We start from the raw sequence: 19262 nt of genomic DNA, 5'->3' as shown, positions 1-19262 counted from the left end.
CGCCTTACCCGGCCTACGGGAGCCGAGTGTAGGCCGGGTAAGGCGTAGCCGCCACCCGGCAATTACCGCCGACCTAACGGCACCACCAGCGGCGTTCCCGCCACCGGATCGTCAATAATCATGCAGCGCATACCGTAGATCCGCGCGATCAGCTCCGGCGTGACAATCTCCTTCGGCGCGCCCTGGGCCACAATCTCCCCGTCGCGCAAGGCAATCAGGTGCGTGGCGTAACGGCACGCCTGGTTTAAATCGTGCAGCACCGCCGCCAGGGTGTAGCCCTGCGTGCGGTTCAGCTCGCTAAGCAGCTCCAGCAGGTCAATCTGATGGCTGATGTCCAGCCAGGTTGTCGGCTCGTCCAGCAGCATGATCGACGTTTCCTGCGCCAGCACCATCGCAATCCACGCCCGCTGACGCTGGCCGCCGGAGAGGGTGTCCACGCTCTGCTGGGCGAGATCGGTGATGCCCGTCGCCTCCATCGCGCGGTTCACCGCCTCGTCGTCCTCTTTACGCCAGCGGGTAAACAGCGGCTGGTGCGGGTAGCGCCCGCGCGAGACCAGCTCCTGCACCGTGATGTCCCCCGGCGTGGTGGCGTTTTGCGCCAGCAGCCCGATGCGCCTGGCCACTTCTTTGCTGGCGAAGCGCTGGATCTGCTCCCCGTCCAGTAAGACACTGCCCTCCACCGGCGTCATCAGGCGGCTCAGCGTGCGCAGCAGGGTCGATTTTCCGCAGCCGTTCGGGCCGATAATCGCCGTGAAGTGGCCGTCCGGAATGGCGACGGATAAATCGCGGGCAACGATTTTTTTGCCGTAGCCGAGGGTGAGATGTTCGCCGCGCAAGCGGGTGATTGAATCTGTCATTTCTTGCGTGACTCCTGAACGAGCAAGACGATAAGGTAAATGCCGCCGAGGCTGACGGTCACCACGCCCACCGGAAGCTGGTATGGCATAAACAGCCGCTGGGCGCAGAGATCGGCGGCCAGCAGTAACAGCGCGCCGCACAGCGCCGCCTGAGTTAATCCCCAGCGCGCCGTCCCGCTTAGACGTCGTGCGATATGCGGCGCAACAAGGGCGATAAACGAGATCGGCCCGGCGATGGCGGTAGACGCTGCGGTCAGCAAGACCGCCACCAGCATCAGCATCAGGCGCGAGCGCTCGACGCTCACGCCCAGCGCGCAGGCGCTGTCGTCGCCCATCTCCATCAGCCGCATGCGTCGCACCAGCAGCAGCGCGCCGATAAACATCAGCACAATCAGCGGCGCGGCGGGCCAGGTTTTGCCCCACGTCAGGCCGTTGAGAGAACCTGCGTACCACAGCCCGGCGGAAAGCGCCGTTTCCAGCGAGGCCTGCAGCAGCAGCCAGGTATTGAAGGCCATCAGCATCGCACGGATGCCGATACCGATAATGATCAGCCGGAAGGTGTCGATGCCGTTGCGCCAGGCCAACAGCCAGATAACCAGCGACGTCAGAATGCCGCCCGCCATCGCCGTGAAGGTAATGGCCGTCAGGTGCTGGCCGAACAGCACCATCGCCACCAGCACGCCGCTCCAGGCCCCGGTATTGAGGCCCATCACGTCCGGGCTGCCGAGCGGGTTGCGCATCAGCGACTGGAATATCGCGCCGCTGACGCCAAGCGCCGCGCCGACCAGGATTGCCATCGCCACGCGCGGCAGTCGCCACTCGGTGACCACCATGGTGATGTTACGCGGCGCGTTGCCGGTGAGAGCGTGAAAGACCTGCGCGAAATCAAGCGTTACGGCACCGCTTTGCAGGCTCCAGACCGCCAGCAGCAGACTGGCGACGACCAGCAGGGAGACGCTGGTGACTAAACGCCGGGACGGGGCCCTCATGCGCCACCTCCGCGTTTACGGCGCACCAGGAAAATCAGCACCGGCGCGCCGATAAAGGCGCTGACCACCGAGACGCGCAGTTCACCCGGCACCAGCAGGCGGCCCAGCACGTCGGCAAACAGCAGCAGGGCAGGCGTCGCCAGCAGCGTCACCGGCAGGGACCAGCGGTGATCCGCCCCCACCAGCCAGCGCGCCATGTGCGGCATCATCAGGCCGATAAAGGCGATCGGCCCGACCACGGCGGTCGCGCTGCCGCACAGCACGGTGATGGCCAACAGGCCAATCAGCTGCGTGCGCGCGACGCGGTTGCCGAGCGCGGTGGCGGTGTCGCTGCCGAGGCTCAGGCTGTTCAGCGCCCGGCTTAACGACAGCGCTACGGCGGCGGCAATCATCACCGGGATCGCCACCACTTTCAGCGTTTCAAGAGTGCGGATATCCAGCGAACCGGCCTGCCAGAAGCGCAGCTGGTCGTAAACGTCCGGGTTGAGCAGGGCGATGCCGTTGGACAAGCCTTCCAGCACCGCGGCAAGCGCCACGCCCGCCAGCGTCAGGCGTACCGGGCTCAGCTGTCCGCCGCCCTGGCTGCCGGTAAACGCGACCACCAGCGAGGCGGCCAGCGCGCCGCAGAAGGCCATTACCAGCTGCTCAGACGGAGAGGTGAAGCCGAACAGCGCCGCGCCCAGCACGATGGCAAAGCTGGCGCCGGCGTTCACGCCGAGAATGCCGGGGTCCGCCAGCGGGTTGCGGGTGAGGGTTTGCATCAGGGCACCGGCAAGGCCGAGCGCGCCGCCGGCCAGCAGCCCGGCAAGGGTGCGGGGCAGGCGGGCGTCGAGCACGATGGTGCAGTCGGCGCTCTGACAGGTTCCGGAGAGAGCATCAACAATAACGGACGCGGGCAGCGATTTAGCGCCGACCAGTAGGCTGAGTGCAATCGCAAGGATTAGCAGTAGCAATAATACGGGCACGGCAATGGCGCGCACCGCAGAAGAGGAAAACGACATAGCAACATCCATGATTTGATAATGATAGTGATTATCGTTATCTATCTTATTTGGCTATGTTAGCATGTGCGCCCATGGAATGGGTAGAATTACACTCAAGGCTTTGTCATGAATCAAAAATCCTGGCTGCTCAACCTCAGCCTGCTTAAAACGCACCCGGCGTATCGCGCCGTGTTTATTGCCCGCTTTATCTCCATTTTGTCCCTCGGTTTGCTTGGTGTGGCCGTGCCGGTACAGATCCAGACGATGACCCACTCCAGCTGGCTGGTAGGGCTATCCGTCACCTTAACCGGCGGGGCGATGTTTATCGGCCTGATGGTCGGCGGCGTGCTGGCGGACCGCTACGAGCGTAAAAAGCTGATCCTGTTGGCGCGCGGCACCTGCGGCGTGGGCTTTATCGGGCTGTGTCTGAACGCCATGCTCCCTGAGCCGTCGCTGATGGTCATTTATGCCCTCGGGCTGTGGGACGGCTTCTTCGCCTCGTTAGGCGTGACGGCGCTGCTGGCGGCGACGCCCGCGCTGGTCGGGCGCGAGAACCTGATGCAGGCGGGGGCGATCACCATGCTCACCGTGCGCCTCGGCTCGGTGATTTCGCCGATGGTGGGCGGCCTGCTGCTGGCAACCGGCAACGTGGCGTGGAACTACGGCCTGGCCGCGGCGGGGACGTTTATCACCACGCTGACGCTGCTGCGCCTGCCGCTGCTGCCACCTCCGCCGCAGCCGCGCGAGCATCCGCTGAAGTCCCTGATGGCCGCGATTCGTTTCCTGTTCAGCAACCCGCTGATTGGCGGGATTGCGCTGCTCGGCGGCCTGCTGACGATGGCGAGCGCGGTGCGCGTGCTCTACCCGGCGCTGTCGGGCGAGTGGCAGATGAGCGCCTCGGAAATAGGCATTCTCTACGCCGCCATTCCGCTCGGTGCGGCCTGCGGGGCGCTCACCAGCGGCAACCTGGCCCAGAGCGCGCGGCCGGGGTTGATTATGCTGCTTGCCACGCTGGCCTCGTTTATCGCCATTGGCTTCTTCAGCCTGATGCCGGTCTGGGCGCTGGGGGTGATGTGTCTGGTGATCTTCGGCTGGCTGAGCGCCATCAGCTCGCTGCTGCAGTACACCCTGATCCAGACCCAGACGCCGGAAGGAATGCTCGGGCGCATTAACGGCCTGTGGACCGCGCAGAACGTCACGGGCGATGCCATTGGCGCGGCGATCCTCGGCGGGCTGGGGGCAATAATGACCCCGGCGGCGTCGGCGAGCAGCAGCGGGTTTGTGTTAGCAATGGTTGGTGTGATCTTATTGGTGGCGCTGGTGGAATTGCGCCGGTTCAGGCAGGAGAGTGTGGTGACCTTGTAGGTCGGGTAAGGCGGAGCCGCCACCCGACAAAACGCCCGGCGGCGCTGCGCTTACCGGGCCTACGGGGAACGTGCCTGTTATTTAAACATCGCATTCAAACGCTGCAACACCAGCATCGCGCTGTAATAATCCAGGCGGAACGTCTCGGTTCCCAACGCCCATACGCGCTTGTTTTTTACCGACGGCAGGTGCGCCAGCAGCGGGTTAGCGTAAATCGCCGCCACGTCTTTCTCGTCGCCGGCAAACACAAACAGCCCTTCGCCGTTCAGCCCCGTCGCCAGGTTTTCACCGCCCAGCTGGATAATGTCGTGGCGCTTGCCCTGGCTTGTTGAGGTCTGCAACCCGGCAGGCAGGTCCGCCAGCGTAAAGCCCAGCTGGTGCAGCAGCTTGCCCTGCGCCGATTCCGTGGTCCACAGGTTGGCGGAATGCGCGGCGGCGGTGTAGACGATGGCGTTCACCGGCTGCGGCGGCAGCGTCATCTGCTGTTTCACCTGCGCGAGCTGTTTATCAAACGCGGCAATGCGCTCTGCGGCCTGCTTTTCGTGTCCGGTGATCTCGCCCAGCTGGGTCAGCAGCGCCTGCCAGCTCTTGTCGTCGTAGTTGATGATAAGCGTCGGCGCAATGGCGGAAAGCTGATCGTACAGCGCCAGCGCGGAATCCCCGCCGGTGGCGCTGATCAAAATCAGGTCAGGCATTTGCGCGGCCACCGCTTCAGCGCTCGGCTCGCCGATATACAGCCGGGCAACCTTGCGCTGCTTCGCGATATCGCCCCACTGGCGCAGGAAACCCTGTCCATCCGCTACGCGGTTGTTCGGCGTGGTCGCGCCGCTGGCGACGACCGGTGCGTCAATGGCCAACAGGGAGCCGGTTAAGGTCACGCTGGTGGAGACAATGCGCGTCGGTTTGCTCTCAAGCGTGTGAACGCCACGGCTGTCGGTCACCTGACGGGGCCAGTCGGCGGCAGCGGCTGAGGTAAGTCCTAAAACAAAAAGTGATAATAAAAGCAGGGGATTACGGAAAACGGCAGGGAATTTCACAGCACGGGATCCTGTTTTTGTTGGAGATAATGCTTCTCATTTTCATATTTGCCGCAACGGGATGCAAGCTTTTGTCGCACAAGTTATTTGCCCGACGGTTGACAGCGAAGCGATGTGGGATTAGGTTAGCCGACGAAAATATAAATGATAATCATTATTGCTTCTTTTATCATTTTGAGGAGGATGATATGGATACGTCCCTGGCTGAGGAAGTTCAGCACGCCGCAACCACGCTGGAATCAGACCGTTTTTTCTTTATGTCGCCTTACCGCAGCTTTACCACGTCCGGCTGCTTTGCCCGCTTCAGTGAACCCGCCGTCGGCGGTGACGATCCGGCGGGTCGCTTCCAGCAAAAATTAGCCCAGGCCTTCCGCACGGCAAAAGCCAGCGGTATTGCTCACCCGGTGATGGTGGGGGCGATCCCGTTCGACACCCGCAAGCCCTCGTCGCTGTTTATTCCGCAACGCTGGGAGACCTTTTCCCGTCCCGCACGTCAGCAGTCCGCACGCTATTTTTCCGGCGCGCAGGCCCTGAAGGTGGCACAACGCGCCGAGATCCCGCCGCAGCCCGTCTTCGAAGAGATGGTCGCTCGCGCCGCGTCGCTGACCGCCACGCCGCAGGTGAACAAGGTGGTCCTGTCGCGCCTGATTGATATCGCGACCGACAAACGCCTGGACAGCGGCGCTCTGATGGAGCGCCTGATCGCCCAGAACCCGGCGAGCTTCAACTTCCACGTGCCGCTGGAAGACGGCGGGGTGCTGCTGGGCGCCAGCCCGGAGCTGCTGCTGCGCAAAGAGGGGGCGCACTTTAGCTCGCTTCCGCTGGCGGGCTCCGCGCGCCGTCAGCCTGACGATGTGCTGGATCGCGAGGCGGGCAACAAGCTGCTGGCCTCCGAAAAGGACCGTCACGAGCACGACCTGGTCACCCAGGCGATGAAGGCCATTCTGGCACCGCGCAGCCACCATCTCAGCATGCCTGATTCTCCTCAACTGATTACCACGCCGACGCTGTGGCATCTGGCAACGCCGGTAGAAGGCGAGGCGCGTGAAAACGAGAACGCCCTGACGCTGGCCTGCCTGCTGCACCCGACCCCGGCGCTGAGCGGCTTCCCGCATCAGGCGGCGAAAGAGCTGATTGCCGAGCTGGAGCCGTTCGACCGCGAGCTGTTCGGCGGCATCGTTGGCTGGTGCGACAGCGAAGGCAACGGCGAGTGGGTGGTGACCATCCGCTGCGCGCGTCTTCGCGAAAATACCGTTCGCCTGTTTGCCGGCGCGGGCATTGTGCCTGCCTCCTCCCCGGTGGGCGAGTGGCGCGAGACGGGCGTGAAGCTCTCCACCATGCTTAACGTGTTTGGTTTGCACTAAGGAAGACTCATGACCATTCCCTTTACCCGCTGGCCTGAGGATTTTGCCCGCCGCTACCGTGAAAAAGGCTACTGGCAGGATCTGCCGTTGACCCACATCCTGACGGATCACGCGGACAGCGATGCGATGGCGATTATCGATGGCGATCGCCACATTACCTACCGCGCGCTGAATCAGGCCGTAAGCAACCTGGCCTCAGCCCTTCAGGCGCGTGGGCTGCAGCGCGGCGAGACGGCGCTGGTGCAGCTTGGCAACGTGGCCGAGTTCTACATGACCTTCTTCGCGCTGCTGCAAATCGGCGTCGCGCCGGTGAACGCGCTCTTTAGCCATCAGCGAAGCGAACTCAACGCCTACGCGGCGCAGATCAAACCCGCCGTGCTGATCGCCGATCGCGACCACGCGCTGTTTGCGGGCGATGACTTCCTCAACGCTTTCGTGGGTGAACACCGTTCGGTACGCGTCATCCTGCTTCGCGGTGACGGGGGCGAGCATGCGCTGGAGGCGGCGATTACCCGCCCGGCGGACAATTTTATTGCCAACCCGACGCCCGCCGACGAGGTGGCGTTTTTCCAGCTCTCCGGCGGCAGCACCGGCACGCCGAAGCTGATCCCGCGAACGCACAACGACTATGACTACAGCATTCGTCGCAGCAACGAGATCTGCGGCATTACCGCCGAAACGCGTTACCTGAACGCGCTCCCTGCGGCGCACAACTACGCCATGAGCTCGCCGGGGTCGTTAGGCGTCTTTACCGCGGGCGGCTGCGTGGTGCTGGCGAACGATCCGAGCGCCACGCTCTGCTTCCCGCTGATTGAACAGCATCAGATTAACGTCACCTCGCTGGTGCCGCCTGCCGTCAGCCTCTGGCTGCAGGCGATTGCCGACGGGGCGGACAGCGCGCAGCTTAAATCACTGAAGCTGCTGCAGGTGGGCGGCGCGCGCCTTTCCGCCACGCTCGCGGCGCGTATTCCGGCGGAAATTGGCTGCCAGCTGCAGCAGGTGTTCGGCATGGCGGAAGGGCTGGTGAACTACACCGCGCTCGACGACGCCCCGGAACGCATCATCAACACCCAGGGCCGCCCGATGTGCCCGGACGACGAAGTGTGGGTCGCGGACGAGCACGGCAACCCGCTGCCGCGTGGGGAGGTCGGACGCCTGATGACGCGCGGCCCGTACACCTTCCGCGGCTATTTCAACAGCCCGGAACACAACGCCAGCGCCTTCGACGCCGACGGCTTTTACTGCTCCGGGGATCTGATCGCCATTGACGAGCAGGGCTACATCACCGTGCAGGGGCGCGAGAAAGATCAGATCAACCGCGGCGGCGAAAAGATTGCCGCCGAAGAGATCGAAAACCTGCTGCTGCGCCACGAAGCGGTGATCCACGCCGCACTGGTGAGCATGGAGGACAGCCTGCTGGGCGAAAAAAGCTGTGCGTATCTGGTGGTGAAACAGCCCCTGCGCGCGGTCGAGGTGCGTCGCTTCCTGCGCGAGCAGGGAGTCGCCGAATTTAAGCTGCCGGACCGCGTGGAGAGCGTGGATGCGCTCCCGCTGACGCCGGTCGGCAAAGTTGATAAGAAACAGTTGCGCCTGTGGCTTGCTGAACGCGCCCGGGGCTGAGGAAAAGAGTATGGCCATTCCAAAATTAACCGCTTACGCGCTGCCGACCGCCGCAGAGTTGCCGACCAGCAAGGTGAACTGGGCGTTTGAGCCCGAGCGCGCCGCGCTGCTGATCCACGATATGCAGGAGTATTTCCTGAACTTCTGGGGCGAAAATAGCGACATGATGCAGCAGGTAGTAGCGAACATCGCCAGACTGCGCGCGTACTGCAAAGAACACAATATCCCGGTGTACTACACCGCGCAGCCGAAAGAGCAGAGCGATGAAGACCGCGCCCTGCTGAACGACATGTGGGGGCCGGGCCTCACCCGCTCGCCGGAGCAGCAGCGCATCGTTGCCGAGCTGGCGCCGGATGAAGCGGACACGGTGCTGGTGAAGTGGCGCTACAGCGCGTTCCACCGCTCGCCGCTGGAGCAGATGCTGAAGGAGACGGGGCGCAACCAGCTGTTGATTACCGGCGTTTACGCCCACATCGGCTGCATGACCACCGCCACCGACGCCTTTATGCGCGACATTAAGCCGTTCTTCATTGCCGACGCGCTGGCGGACTTCACCCGCGACGAGCACCTGATGTCGCTGAACTACGTGGCTGGACGTTCTGGCCGCGTGGTGATGACCGACGAGCTGCTGCCGTCCGTTCCGGCCTCGAAGGCCGCGCTGCGCGCGCTGATCCTGCCGCTGCTGGACGAGTCCGACGAGCCGATGGATGATGAAAACCTGATCGACTACGGTCTGGATTCAGTACGGATGATGGCGCTCGCCGCCCGCTGGCGCAAAGTGCACGGCGATATCGACTTCGTGATGCTGGCAAAAAATCCAACAATCGACGCCTGGTGGGCGCTGCTCTCCCGCGAGGTGAAGTAATGGGATTTGATTTCACCGGCAAAACCGTCTGGGTCACGGGCGCGGGGAAGGGGATTGGCTACGCGACCGCACTGGCGTTTGCCGAAGCCGGCGCGCAGGTGACCGGGTTCGATTTGGCCTTCCCGCAGAATGACTATCCGTTTGCCACCGAAACGCTGGACGTGGCGGATGCCGGGCAGGTGCATGAGGTGTGCGGGCGCGTGCTGGCTTCGCTCGACCGCCTTGACGTGCTGGTCAACGCGGCGGGCATTCTGCGCATGGGGGCGACGGACCAGCTCTCGCAGGAGGACTGGCAGCAGACCTTCGCGGTCAACGTCGGCGGTGCGTTCAACCTGTTCCAGCAGACGATGGGCCAGTTCCGCCGTCAGCAGGGCGGGGCGATTGTTACCGTGGCGTCCGACGCGGCGCACGCGCCGCGCATCGGCATGAGCGCCTATGGCGCATCGAAAGCGGCGCTGAAAAGCCTGGCCCTGACCGTCGGGCTGGAGCTGGCGGGCAGCGGCGTGCGCTGTAACCTGGTGTCGCCGGGCTCAACGGATACCGATATGCAGCGCACCCTGTGGAAAAGCGACGATGCGGAGCAGCAGCGCATTCGCGGCTTCGGCGAGCAGTTTAAGCTCGGTATCCCGCTGGGCAAAATTGCCCGTCCGCAGGAGATAGCTGCGACCGTGCTGTTCCTTGCCTCCGATGCCGCCAGCCACATCACCCTGCAGGATATCGTGGTGGACGGCGGCTCCACGCTGGGGGCGTAAATGATCTGGAAACGTCATTTATCGCTTGAGGAGCTGAACGCCACCAGCGTGAATACCCTGGTGGCGAACCTGGGCATCGTCTATACCCGCCTCGGGGATGACGCGCTGGAAGCGGAGATGCCGGTGGATGCGCGTACCCATCAGCCGTTTGGCCTGCTGCACGGCGGGGCGTCGGCGGCGCTGGCGGAAACGCTTGGCTCAATGGCCGGATTTCTGATGACCCGCGACGGGCAGAGCGTGGTGGGCACGGAGCTGAACGCCACGCATCATCGGGCGGTATCCCACGGCAAGGTTCGCGGCGTGTGTCAGCCGCTGCATCTTGGGCGTTCGAGCCAGAGCTGGGAGATTGGGGTCTTCGACGAGCAGGGGCGGCGGTGCTGTACCTGCCGGTTAAGCACGATGGTGCTGGGCTAACTCAGATCAAAGTGATCGGCTTAACACTGTGGTGAAAATCTCTGGTTTGACCACGCATTATTGCGTTTCAAAGTTGTTAAATTTTTCCGGTTGTTCTAGAAACAAAATGTAACATCTCACTGTTTCACGACAACGGACAACAACTATGAACAACTCAGGGAAATACCTTACATGGGCAGGGCTCTCCGTTGTGGGAGCTTTTGCCCTGGGCTATATCGCCCTCAACCGGGGAGAGCAGATCAACGCGCTCTGGATCGTCGTTGCCTCGGTCTGCGTTTACCTGATCGCCTATCGTTTTTATGGCCGCTATATCGCCAGGAACGTCCTGGGCGTTGATGCAACGCGCATGACGCCTGCCGTCCGCCATAACGACGGGCTGGACTATGTGCCGACCGACAAGAAAGTGCTGTTCGGTCACCATTTTGCGGCGATTGCCGGGGCAGGCCCGCTGGTGGGGCCGGTGCTGGCGGCGCAGATGGGTTACCTGCCGGGTATGATCTGGATCCTCGCCGGGGTGGTGCTGGCGGGGGCGGTGCAGGACTTTATGGTGCTGTTCGTCTCTACCCGCCGCGACGGACGTTCGCTGGGTGAGCTGGTGAAAGAGGAGATGGGGGCCACTGCCGGGGTGATTGCGCTGGTGGCGACCTTTATGATCATGGTGATCATCCTCGCGGTGCTGGCGATGATCGTGGTGAAAGCGCTGACCCACAGCCCGTGGGGAACCTATACCGTTGCCTTTACCATTCCGCTGGCGCTGTTCATGGGGATCTACATCCGCTACCTGCGTCCGGGCCGCATTGGTGAAGTGTCGGTGATTGGCCTGGTATTCCTCGTGTTTGCCATTATCTCCGGCGGCTGGGTGGCGGAAAGCCCGACCTGGGCGCCGTTCTTCGACTTTACCGGCGTACAGCTGACCTGGATGCTGGTGGGCTACGGCTTTGTGGCGGCGGTGCTGCCGGTATGGTTGCTGCTGGCCCCGCGTGACTACCTCTCTACCTTCCTGAAAATCGGCACCATTGTCGGGCTGGCAATCGGTATTCTGATTATGCGCCCAACGCTGACCATGCCGGCGTTAACCAAATTTATCGACGGTACCGGCCCGGTCTGGACCGGCAATCTGTTCCCGTTCCTGTTTATTACCATCGCCTGCGGTGCGGTGTCGGGCTTCCACGCGCTGATCGCCTCCGGGACGACGCCGAAGATGCTGGCGAATGAAAATCAGGCCTGCCTGATTGGCTACGGCGGCATGCTGATGGAGTCTTTCGTCGCCATCATGGCGCTGGTATCCGCCTGTATTATCGACCCGGGCGTGTATTTCGCGATGAACAGCCCGATGGCGGTCCTGGCTCCGGCGGGCACCGTTGACGTGGTCGCTTCCGCCGCGCAGGTGGTGAGCGGCTGGGGCTTTGCGATTACGCCTGAAACGTTGACGAGCATCGCCAGCGAAGTGGGCGAGCAGTCGATTATCTCCCGCGCGGGCGGGGCGCCTACGCTGGCGGTCGGCATGGCGTATATTCTCCACGGCGCGCTGGGCGGGCTGATGGACGTGTCGTTCTGGTATCACTTCGCCATTCTGTTTGAAGCGCTGTTTATCCTGACGGCGGTGGATGCGGGAACCCGTGCGGCGCGCTTTATGCTGCAGGATCTGCTGGGCGTCATCTCCCCGAACCTGAAGCGGACCGATTCGCTCCCGGCTAACCTGCTGGCGACGGCGCTGTGCGTGCTGGCGTGGGGCTACTTCCTGCATCAGGGCGTGGTCGATCCGCTGGGCGGGATCAACACCCTGTGGCCGCTGTTCGGCATCGCCAACCAGATGCTGGCGGGCATGGCGCTGATGCTCTGCGCGGTGGTGCTGTTCAAGATGAAGCGCCAGCGTTACGCGTGGGTGGCGCTGGTGCCGACCGCGTGGCTGCTGGTCTGTACCCTGACGGCGGGCTGGCAGAAGGCCTTCAGCCCGGATAACAAGGTGGGCTTCCTGGCGATTGCCAACAAGTTCCAGGCGATGATCGACAGCGGCAAGATCCCGGCGCAGTACACCGAATCGCAGCTGTCGCAGCTGGTGTTTAACAACCGTCTGGACGCCGGGCTGACCATCTTCTTTATGGTGGTGGTCGTGGTGCTGGCGTTGTATTCTCTCAGGACCGCGCTGGCGGCGTTGAAAGTCGACGCGCCAACGGCGAAAGAGACGCCGTATGAGCCAATGCCTGAAAACCTGGAAGAGATTGTGACCCAGGCCAAAGGGGCGCATTAACCCGTGTGCCGGGTGGCGCTAGCGCTTACCCGGCCTACATTCCCTGTGAGATCAGAACTATGTTCGACACCCTTTCCAAAGCCGGTAAGTACCTGGGCCAGGCCGCCAAAATGATGATTGGCGTGCCGGACTACGACAACTACGTCGAGCATATGCGCGTCAACCATCCGGACCAGACGCCCATGACCTACGAAGAATTTTTCCGCGACCGCCAGGACGCCCGCTACGGCGGCAAGGGCGGGGCGAAGTGCTGTTAACCCTCTTTCGGGAGATAGAGGCTGATCTGCTCCTGCTTACAGCCGTAGATCGCCGCCAGCTTTTCGCGGGTGCGCTTTTGCGGACGGGAGTCCAGCGCTTCCAGCTGTGACACGGCGGACTGGCTGATGCCCAGTTTCTCCGCCACCTCCTGCTGGGATAGCCCGCGCAGGATACGCCACGCGGCCTGCAGGCTGACGTTCTGCCAGGTCATGATGCTGCACACGTCTCCGGGCAATTCCACGTCATCCAGACTATCGTGTTCGACCTCAATATCCTCCAGATCGTCATCGGTTTCGTCGTCGATCTCTGCCATCTGTGAGCACATGCGGAAGTATTCGTGATAAGGAATAACCACATACTGCGTTTTACCGTTATCGTCCTTAATTAGCTGAACAGCCATAGGTGGCTTTCTCCTCATGCAGGTAAGTCGTTGAAGTTCTGCGCTTGACGGCTAAAACATAACAGTGGTTATCGGGATCGTCCCGAAGCGTATAGATGATGCGGTAATCGCCAACGCGTAGCCGGAAATGATTTTCTGTCGCCGATATTTTTTTGATATCGGGCCGGGGTGCCGAGTGGTCATCCAGTTCGGCAAGCTTTACCTCAATGCGGCGTTGATACCGCTCGTCAATTCTGGAAAAAGCCTTTTTTGCACCATTAGACCAGACCATCTTCATCCGTACCTCCACTGTACGCCCACACAAATTATAAGGAAATAATAAGACTATTAGATAAATTCCGAATTTCTTATGGGGTACTGTAGAGCGGACATAAAATGGAAGTAAGCGGTAAAAAGCGAAACATCGAGGCGGCTCGACAAGGCCTCTGCCGGGCGACAGAGGCTTGCAGAAAAGGTGCGATCAGGCGTTCAACCCGCCGTCGACATCCAGCCCTGTGCCGGAGATCTGCCCGGCAGCCGGGCTGGCGAGGAAGGTGACCGCCGCCGCGATGTCTTCCGGCTGGCCGTAGTGGCCGAGCGCGATCATCTGGCGCTGGGCTTCCGCCTGTTCGCCGTCCTCCGGGTTCATATCGCTGTTGGTGGGGCCGGGATGCACCAGGTTAACGGTAATGCCGCGCGGGCCCAGATCGCGCGCCAGGCCGCGGGTGAGGGAGTTAAGGGCAGACTTGGTCATCGAGTAAACGGCAATACCCGGCATCGCCACGCGGTTCGCCAGACAGCTGCCGATGTTGATAATGCGTCCGCCGTCGGACATGTGCACCAGCGCTTCCTGAATGGCGATCACCACGCCGCGTATGTTGACGTTGATCAGCGCGTCAATGTCCGCCAGGGTCATGGACTCCAGCGGGCCGCCTCGCGCGATCCCGGCGTTATTGACCAGAATGTCCAGCCCGCCAAGGGAACGCGCTGCATGGGTGACGGCATCCTGAATCGCCTGCGCGCTGGCGCTGTCGGCCTGAATCGCTTCGCCGTGCCGCCCAAGCGCCTTGATTTCATCGGCGACCGCCTGGGCTTTATCGGCGGATTTTTCATACGTAATAACCACATCGGCACCGGCGCGTGCCAGCGACAGCGCGATAGCCCGACCCAATCCACGGCTGGCGCCGGTAACCAGCGCCTTTTTACCTGTTAAATCGATCTGCATGATGACCTCGTGACGAGAGTGGTGAGAATCATCATTAGGTATAGCCTGTCGGCGCGATTAACGGCTGAAGGATTCCACCTTCTCAAACGCGGCGCGCAGAACGTCGGGCGTTAACGTCACCGGCAGAGAGTGAATTGACTCCACCGGACGCAGGGTGTGGGCTATCACCTTATCCAGCTCGTCGCGGTTGTGAATATCGATGTCCAGCGCGCGAAGCGTGGTCGGCAGGTTAAAGCGCCGGTACGCCGCCACCAGCTGCGCCAGCACGTCGTCCTGGCCGAGCAGGGCGCTCTGGACCAGAATGCCGTAGGCCACCTTGGTGCCGTGCAGGTATTTTTCCGTCTGCGGCAGCACGGTTAAGCCGTTGTGCACCGCATGCGCCGCCGCCACGCGGGTATAGCGCTCGCCCAGACCGCCGACCATCCCGCCGCCGGCGATAATCGCGTCCACCACGTCCCGGAACGCCTGCGTCTGTTCGCCGCGCTGCTGGTCGGCCAGCGCTTCCTCACTGTGTTCCAGCAGCACGTCGCGGATCGCCAGCGCGCCGTTAAGGCCAAGCCGCACGGTCAGCGGCAGGTTCTCCGGCTCAGGTGCCAACACCACCGCTTCGTACCACTTCGCCAGCGTATCGCCGATACCCGCCAGCAGGTATTCCGCCGGGGCGTTGAGAACGATCTGCGGCTCCACCAGCACCAGGAAGTTGGCGTCATCGAAGATCTCAAACTGCAGCGCCTGACCGGCATCGTTGTACCAGACGGAGAGTGGCGTCCACGCCGCGCAGGTGGCGGCAATGGTGGGGATGCCCACGAACGGGACCCCTAAGCGGCGCGCCACGGCCTTGACGGCATCCTGTACCGCGCCGCCGCCGACGCCAATCACCACGCTGGCGTCACTGCCGGATTCGTCCACCAGATGGGTGACGTCGCGCTCGCTGCAGTGGCCTTTAAAAAGCAGGCGTTTCGCCCCCGGCGCGTGAAAGCTCTCCGGCAGGAACGGGCGCGCGCCGTCGATAGCGCGCTCGCCGTAAATCCACACCGCGCGGGAAAGCTGTTCCGGGGTAAAGAAGTCATTCAGACGCGCAAGGCTTCCGGGATGGGAGAAGTAGTTCGCCGGGCCAGGCACGACGCGGATATCGGTGTTGCTCATGGTGTTGTCCTTTTTTAGCAAGCGCTAACCCGATGTTATGTCTGGACATCCGGATGGCTAATAATATTTCGCTTTAACTTATGCCTTTTCCGTCGTTGTCAGTCAACCGGAGCTGTGAAAAATTCGATAAATCAGAAGAGTAATGAAGGATTTACGCGGATGGTTTCCAGTCGCCTTGAAATGCGCGGTATCAGCCTGGCCTTTTCCGGCTTTCAGGCGCTGTCGCGCGTGAATTTCACCTTAACCGGCGGATCGGTACATGCGCTGACCGGCGCCAACGGCGCGGGGAAATCGACGCTGATGGCGGTGCTGTGCGGGACGCACGACCACTATGAAGGCGAAATCTCCATCAATAACCAGCCGGTAAGCATCCGCGAGCCGCTGGACGCCAAACGGCTGGGCATCCACCTCGTGCAGCAGGAGGTGGACGTGGCGCTGATCCCGGGATTAAGCATCGCCGAGAACATCATGCTCGACCAGCTGGCGCAGCCGGGGCATCGCTTCAGCTGGCGCGCCGTCCGCCAGCAGGCGAGACAGGCGCTGGCGCTGCTGGATGTTTCTCTGGACGTTCGCCGCTCTATCGACAGCTGCACGCTTGCCGAAAAGCAGCAGATTTTGCTGGCGCGTGCGCTGTCACACCACTGCCGTTTTCTCATTCTTGATGAGCCCACCGCGCCGCTGGACGCGCACGAGAGCGAGCGCCTGTTTGCGGTGGTGAGACGGTTAAAGCAGCAGGGCATCGGCGTGGTGTTTATCTCACACCGCATTCACGAGCTGAAGGCCATCTGCGACACCCTGACGGTGCTCCGCGACGGCAAGCTGATTGAGTCCGGCCCGATGGCCGATCTGAGCGGCGAAGCGATCGTCGAGAAGATGCTCGGCCACGTGCTGAGCGATATCTACCCGCCCGCGCGGCCGCCGCACGGCGACGAAACGCTGCTGCGGGTAGAAGGGCTGCACGACGACGCGCTGCTGAAAGATATCTCTCTGCACCTGCGCAAGGGCGAAATTCTCGGCATTGCGGGGCTGGCGGGCGCGGGCAAAACCGAACTCTGTAAGGCGCTGTTTGGCGCCAGCAAAAGCCGCGTGGCGCGCGGTGAGCTGAATCAACAGCCCTGGCAGCCGCGCGACCCGGCGGACTCGGTGCTGCGCGGGCTGGCGCTGGTGCCGGAAGAGCGGCGCAAAGAGGGCATTTTTATCGACGAGCCGGTGAGCATGAATCTTGCCGTGTGCGCCGATAACAGCTTTTCGCGCTGGAGCCTTTTCGGCCATCGTCAGGCGTGGCGCTGGGCGGAGGAGGTGATCGCCCGCGTCGGCGTGCGCGCCCGCGGTCCCGGGCAGGTTTTGCGACGTCTCTCCGGCGGCAATCAGCAGAAGATCGCCATCGGCAAATGGCTGCGCAATGACGCGAGCGTGCTGATCTTCGACGAGCCGACCAAAGGCGTGGACGTGAAGGCCAAAACCGATCTGTTCCAGCTGATTGACGGCCTGGCGCGTGAGGGCAAAGGGGTGATTTACGCCTCGGGCGAATTTGCCGAACTGGTCGGGCTGTGCGACCGCATCTGCGTGCTGTGGGACGGGCGCATCGTGGCGGAGATCGCCGGGGCCGAGGCCCGTGAAGAGACACTACTTTATTATTCAACCGGAGGAACGGCGTCGTGAGCAAGGCCCTTTCAGTAAACGCGACGGCGTCTGGCCGTCAGCAGATTTTCGATTTTCTCTACAAGTGGGGCATGCTGTTAACCGTCGTCGCGCTGGTGGCCGTCTTTGGCCTGGCGTCGGACAGCTTCCTCGACCCAAACAACATCATCAATATTCTGCGTTCGATTGCCATCGTGACGGTGATTGCCATCGGCGTGTCGATATCGCTGACCATTGGCGGGTTCGATCTCTCCGTGGGGTCTACCGCGTCGCTGGCGAACGCGCTGGTGATTTCGCTTTTCGTCTGGCACGGCTTCGGCACCACCGAGTCGATTCTGATCACCCTCGCGCTCTGCACGCTGGTCGGCCTGTTTAACGCCTTTCTGATCGTTATCCTGCGCATTCCGGACATGCTCGCGACGCTGGCCAGCCTGTTTGTCATTCAGGGCGTGGCGATGACCTACAGCTACGGCGGGTCGATTACCGAGAACATGGTGCTGCCGAGCGGCGACATGGCGGAAGGCACCATCCCTGCGACGTTCAGCCTGTTGGGACAGGTACCGACTATCGTGATCGTCATGCTGGTGGTGACGGTGCTGGCGCAGCTTGGGCTGTCGCTCACCACTCACGGTCGTCGGATGTACGCCATTGGCGGTAACCCGGAAGCGGCGCGCCTCTCGGGGATTCGCACCACCCGCTACAAGGTGGCGGCCTACGTGATTGCCTCCCTGCTGGCGGGCCTGGGCGGGATTTTGCTGGCCTCGCGCATTGGCTCGTCGCAGGTGAACGCGGGCGGCGGTTATCTGATGGATGCGGTGGCGGCGGCGTGGATCGGCTTCTCGCTGGCCGGGTCCGGCAAGCCGAATGCCCTGGGCACGTTGGTGGGGGCGGTGATTCTCGGCGTGCTGTCGAACGGGCTGGTGATGCTCTCCGTGCCGTATTACGCCATGGACATTATAAAAGGGCTGGTGCTCGCGGTAGCGCTGGCGATTACCTACATACAAAAACGCTGACAACACAACGGGATAAAAAATGAAAAAGATTGCACTCTCTTTGGTGGCATTAGGGTTATTCACCGCTCTGCCTGGCTTCGCGGCCACGCCCGCACCGCTCCCGGCGGCCATTGCCAACCACGACGGCCCCATTCGCATCGCGGTGATCCGTAACCTCGGCTCAGACGACAACACCACGCAGTTTATTGCCGGGGCCATTCAGGAAGGGAAGAAGCTTGGCTTTAAGGTCAGCACCTTTTTAAGCAACGGGGACGACGCCAAATTCCAGGACTTCGTGAACCAGGCCATCAGCCAGAAGTACGACGGGATTATCCTGTCTCAGGGCCGCGATCCATACTCCACCGCGCTGGTGAAGAAGGCGGTGGACGCCGGGATTAAGGTCGCGGTATTTGATACCGCCGTCAACGGCGAAATCCCGGGCGTGACCGTTACCCAACAGGACGATGCCTCTCTGACTAATCTCTCCTTCGGCCAGCTGGCGAAAGATTTCAACGGCAAGGCCAATATCGTCAAGCTGTGGGTAGCGGGCTTCCCGCCGATGGAGCGTCGTCAGGCGGCGTATAAAGAGCTACAAAAGCAGTATCCGGACATCAAAGAGCTGGAGTCTATCGGCGCGGTCTCCTCTGACGTGCAGGGCGACACCGCCAACAAGGTGGGCGCGATCCTCGCGAAATACCCGAAAGGCAAAATCGACGCCATCTGGGGAACCTGGGACGCCTTCAGCCAGGGCGCGTACAAAGCGCTGAAAGAGAACGGCCGTACCGAGATCAAACTCTACAGCATCGACATCTCCAACCAGGATCTGCAGCTGATGCGCGAGCCGGGCAGCCCGTGGAAGGTGAGCGTGGCGGTGGATCCGAAGCTGATTGGCGCGACCAACGTGCGTCTGGTGGCGAACAAGATTGCCGGGGAAGCCACGCCTGCGACCTACGATTTCAAAGCGGCAGCTATTCCACAGGCGCTGCTGACCGCCCAGCCGGGCGCGGTGAACGTGGCGTCGCTGGGGAAAATCATTCCGGGCTGGGGTCAGACGGAAGATTTTATCGCGCCGTGGTTTGCGACCCTGGAAGCCAGGTCAAAATAATGCCCGGTGGCGCTGCGCT

The 19262-nt window shown here is 62.2% G+C and carries 19 protein-coding genes; 11 read left to right on the top strand and 8 right to left on the bottom strand.

Annotated elements, in window-relative coordinates:
• Positions 1 to 62: 62 nt before the first annotated feature.
• From fepC to fepD, 3 genes are read right to left on the bottom strand one after another with little or no spacing between them, the layout of a single operon-like run.
• Positions 63 to 857, bottom strand: a complete 795-nt coding sequence (gene fepC / locus ACHH0Z_RS05745) for an iron-enterobactin ABC transporter ATP-binding protein (protein WP_025912693.1) — start codon at positions 855 to 857, stop codon at positions 63 to 65.
• Entirely contained in the window at positions 854 to 1846 is a 993-nt protein-coding gene (gene fepG / locus ACHH0Z_RS05740) for an iron-enterobactin ABC transporter permease (protein WP_025912694.1), read from the bottom strand. The genes fepC and fepG overlap by 4 nt, the downstream gene beginning before the upstream one ends.
• Positions 1843 to 2847 carry a Fe(3+)-siderophore ABC transporter permease gene (fepD, locus tag ACHH0Z_RS05735; RefSeq protein WP_045407845.1) on the bottom strand — a complete coding sequence of 335 codons (1005 nt, stop codon included), beginning with the start codon at positions 2845 to 2847 and terminating at the stop codon, positions 1843 to 1845. The genes fepG and fepD overlap by 4 nt, the downstream gene beginning before the upstream one ends.
• Positions 2848 to 2955: 108 nt before the next feature.
• Here fepD and entS point away from each other — a divergent pair, with 108 nt between their 5' ends.
• The gene (entS, locus tag ACHH0Z_RS05730; RefSeq protein ID WP_045407842.1) at positions 2956 to 4194 is read left to right on the top strand and encodes an enterobactin transporter EntS; all 1239 of its coding nucleotides are present in this window, start codon (positions 2956 to 2958) and stop codon (positions 4192 to 4194) included.
• A 77-nt stretch (positions 4195 to 4271) separates the two neighbouring features.
• Here entS and fepB read toward each other — a convergent pair whose 3' ends face one another.
• Positions 4272 to 5231 carry a Fe2+-enterobactin ABC transporter substrate-binding protein gene (gene fepB / locus ACHH0Z_RS05725; protein WP_045335461.1) on the bottom strand — a complete coding sequence of 320 codons (960 nt, stop codon included), beginning with the start codon at positions 5229 to 5231 and terminating at the stop codon, positions 4272 to 4274.
• Positions 5232 to 5419: 188 nt separating this feature from the next.
• On the opposite strand from fepB, the gene entC reads away from it, so the two are divergent.
• From entC to ACHH0Z_RS05690, 7 genes are all read left to right on the top strand, one after another.
• Entirely contained in the window at positions 5420 to 6595 is a 1176-nt protein-coding gene (gene entC / locus ACHH0Z_RS05720; protein ID WP_045335462.1) for an isochorismate synthase EntC, read from the top strand.
• 9 nt (positions 6596 to 6604) lie between these two features.
• Entirely contained in the window at positions 6605 to 8215 is a 1611-nt protein-coding gene (gene entE / locus ACHH0Z_RS05715; RefSeq protein ID WP_045407839.1) for a (2,3-dihydroxybenzoyl)adenylate synthase EntE, read from the top strand.
• Positions 8216 to 8225: 10 nt separating this feature from the next.
• The gene (locus ACHH0Z_RS05710; RefSeq protein ID WP_045407837.1) at positions 8226 to 9080 is read left to right on the top strand and encodes an isochorismatase; all 855 of its coding nucleotides are present in this window, start codon (positions 8226 to 8228) and stop codon (positions 9078 to 9080) included.
• On the top strand, positions 9080 to 9832 hold the full coding sequence (gene entA, locus ACHH0Z_RS05705) for a 2,3-dihydro-2,3-dihydroxybenzoate dehydrogenase EntA (protein ID WP_047722520.1): 753 nt from the start codon (positions 9080 to 9082) through the stop codon (positions 9830 to 9832). Before ACHH0Z_RS05710 ends, entA begins: the two co-directional genes overlap by 1 nt.
• The gene (entH, locus tag ACHH0Z_RS05700) at positions 9833 to 10246 is read left to right on the top strand and encodes a proofreading thioesterase EntH (protein ID WP_008500995.1); all 414 of its coding nucleotides are present in this window, start codon (positions 9833 to 9835) and stop codon (positions 10244 to 10246) included.
• 145 nt (positions 10247 to 10391) lie between these two features.
• Positions 10392 to 12497, top strand: coding sequence for a pyruvate/proton symporter CstA (gene cstA / locus ACHH0Z_RS05695; protein ID WP_032656163.1), 2106 nt, complete (start codon positions 10392 to 10394; stop codon positions 12495 to 12497).
• A gap of 59 nt (positions 12498 to 12556) precedes the next feature.
• Positions 12557 to 12754, top strand: coding sequence for a YbdD/YjiX family protein (locus ACHH0Z_RS05690; RefSeq protein WP_006809671.1), 198 nt, complete (start codon positions 12557 to 12559; stop codon positions 12752 to 12754).
• Here the strand turns inward: ACHH0Z_RS05690 and ACHH0Z_RS05685 are convergent.
• From ACHH0Z_RS05685 to ACHH0Z_RS05670, 4 genes are all read right to left on the bottom strand, one after another.
• Complete coding sequence (locus tag ACHH0Z_RS05685; RefSeq protein WP_008500997.1) at positions 12751 to 13155, bottom strand: helix-turn-helix domain-containing protein; 405 nt, start codon at positions 13153 to 13155, stop codon at positions 12751 to 12753. The genes ACHH0Z_RS05690 and ACHH0Z_RS05685 overlap by 4 nt on opposite strands.
• A complete protein-coding gene (locus ACHH0Z_RS05680) occupies positions 13136 to 13432 on the bottom strand; it encodes a type II toxin-antitoxin system RelE/ParE family toxin (protein WP_044597009.1) in 297 nt (98 codons plus the stop codon). The genes ACHH0Z_RS05685 and ACHH0Z_RS05680 overlap by 20 nt, the downstream gene beginning before the upstream one ends.
• 183 nt (positions 13433 to 13615) lie before the next feature.
• Positions 13616 to 14359, bottom strand: a complete 744-nt coding sequence (locus ACHH0Z_RS05675; RefSeq protein ID WP_023343567.1) for an SDR family NAD(P)-dependent oxidoreductase — start codon at positions 14357 to 14359, stop codon at positions 13616 to 13618.
• A gap of 57 nt (positions 14360 to 14416) precedes the next feature.
• On the bottom strand, positions 14417 to 15505 hold the full coding sequence (locus ACHH0Z_RS05670) for an oxidoreductase (RefSeq protein ID WP_045407832.1): 1089 nt from the start codon (positions 15503 to 15505) through the stop codon (positions 14417 to 14419).
• A gap of 159 nt (positions 15506 to 15664) precedes the next feature.
• Between ACHH0Z_RS05670 and ACHH0Z_RS05665 the strand changes: the two genes are divergently transcribed.
• Genes ACHH0Z_RS05665 through ACHH0Z_RS05655 form a run of 3 tightly spaced genes read left to right on the top strand, consistent with a single transcriptional unit; the run spans position 15665 to position 19243 of the window.
• On the top strand, positions 15665 to 17167 hold the full coding sequence (locus ACHH0Z_RS05665) for a sugar ABC transporter ATP-binding protein (protein ID WP_045407830.1): 1503 nt from the start codon (positions 15665 to 15667) through the stop codon (positions 17165 to 17167).
• A complete protein-coding gene (locus ACHH0Z_RS05660) occupies positions 17164 to 18159 on the top strand; it encodes an ABC transporter permease (RefSeq protein ID WP_021242603.1) in 996 nt (331 codons plus the stop codon). The genes ACHH0Z_RS05665 and ACHH0Z_RS05660 overlap by 4 nt, the downstream gene beginning before the upstream one ends.
• A 19-nt stretch (positions 18160 to 18178) precedes the next feature.
• Positions 18179 to 19243 (top strand): sugar ABC transporter substrate-binding protein, encoded by a 1065-nt coding sequence (locus tag ACHH0Z_RS05655; RefSeq protein WP_039265942.1) that lies wholly within the window; start codon positions 18179 to 18181, stop codon positions 19241 to 19243.
• Positions 19244 to 19262 lie beyond the last annotated feature (19 nt).

The sequence above is a fragment of the Enterobacter cloacae complex sp. 2024EL-00227 genome (genome assembly GCF_043945315.1).
Classification (GTDB): domain Bacteria; phylum Pseudomonadota; class Gammaproteobacteria; order Enterobacterales; family Enterobacteriaceae; genus Enterobacter; species Enterobacter roggenkampii.
The sequence above is the reverse complement of the archived record's forward strand: the minus strand, read 5'-3'. Positions and strand labels throughout refer to the sequence as shown.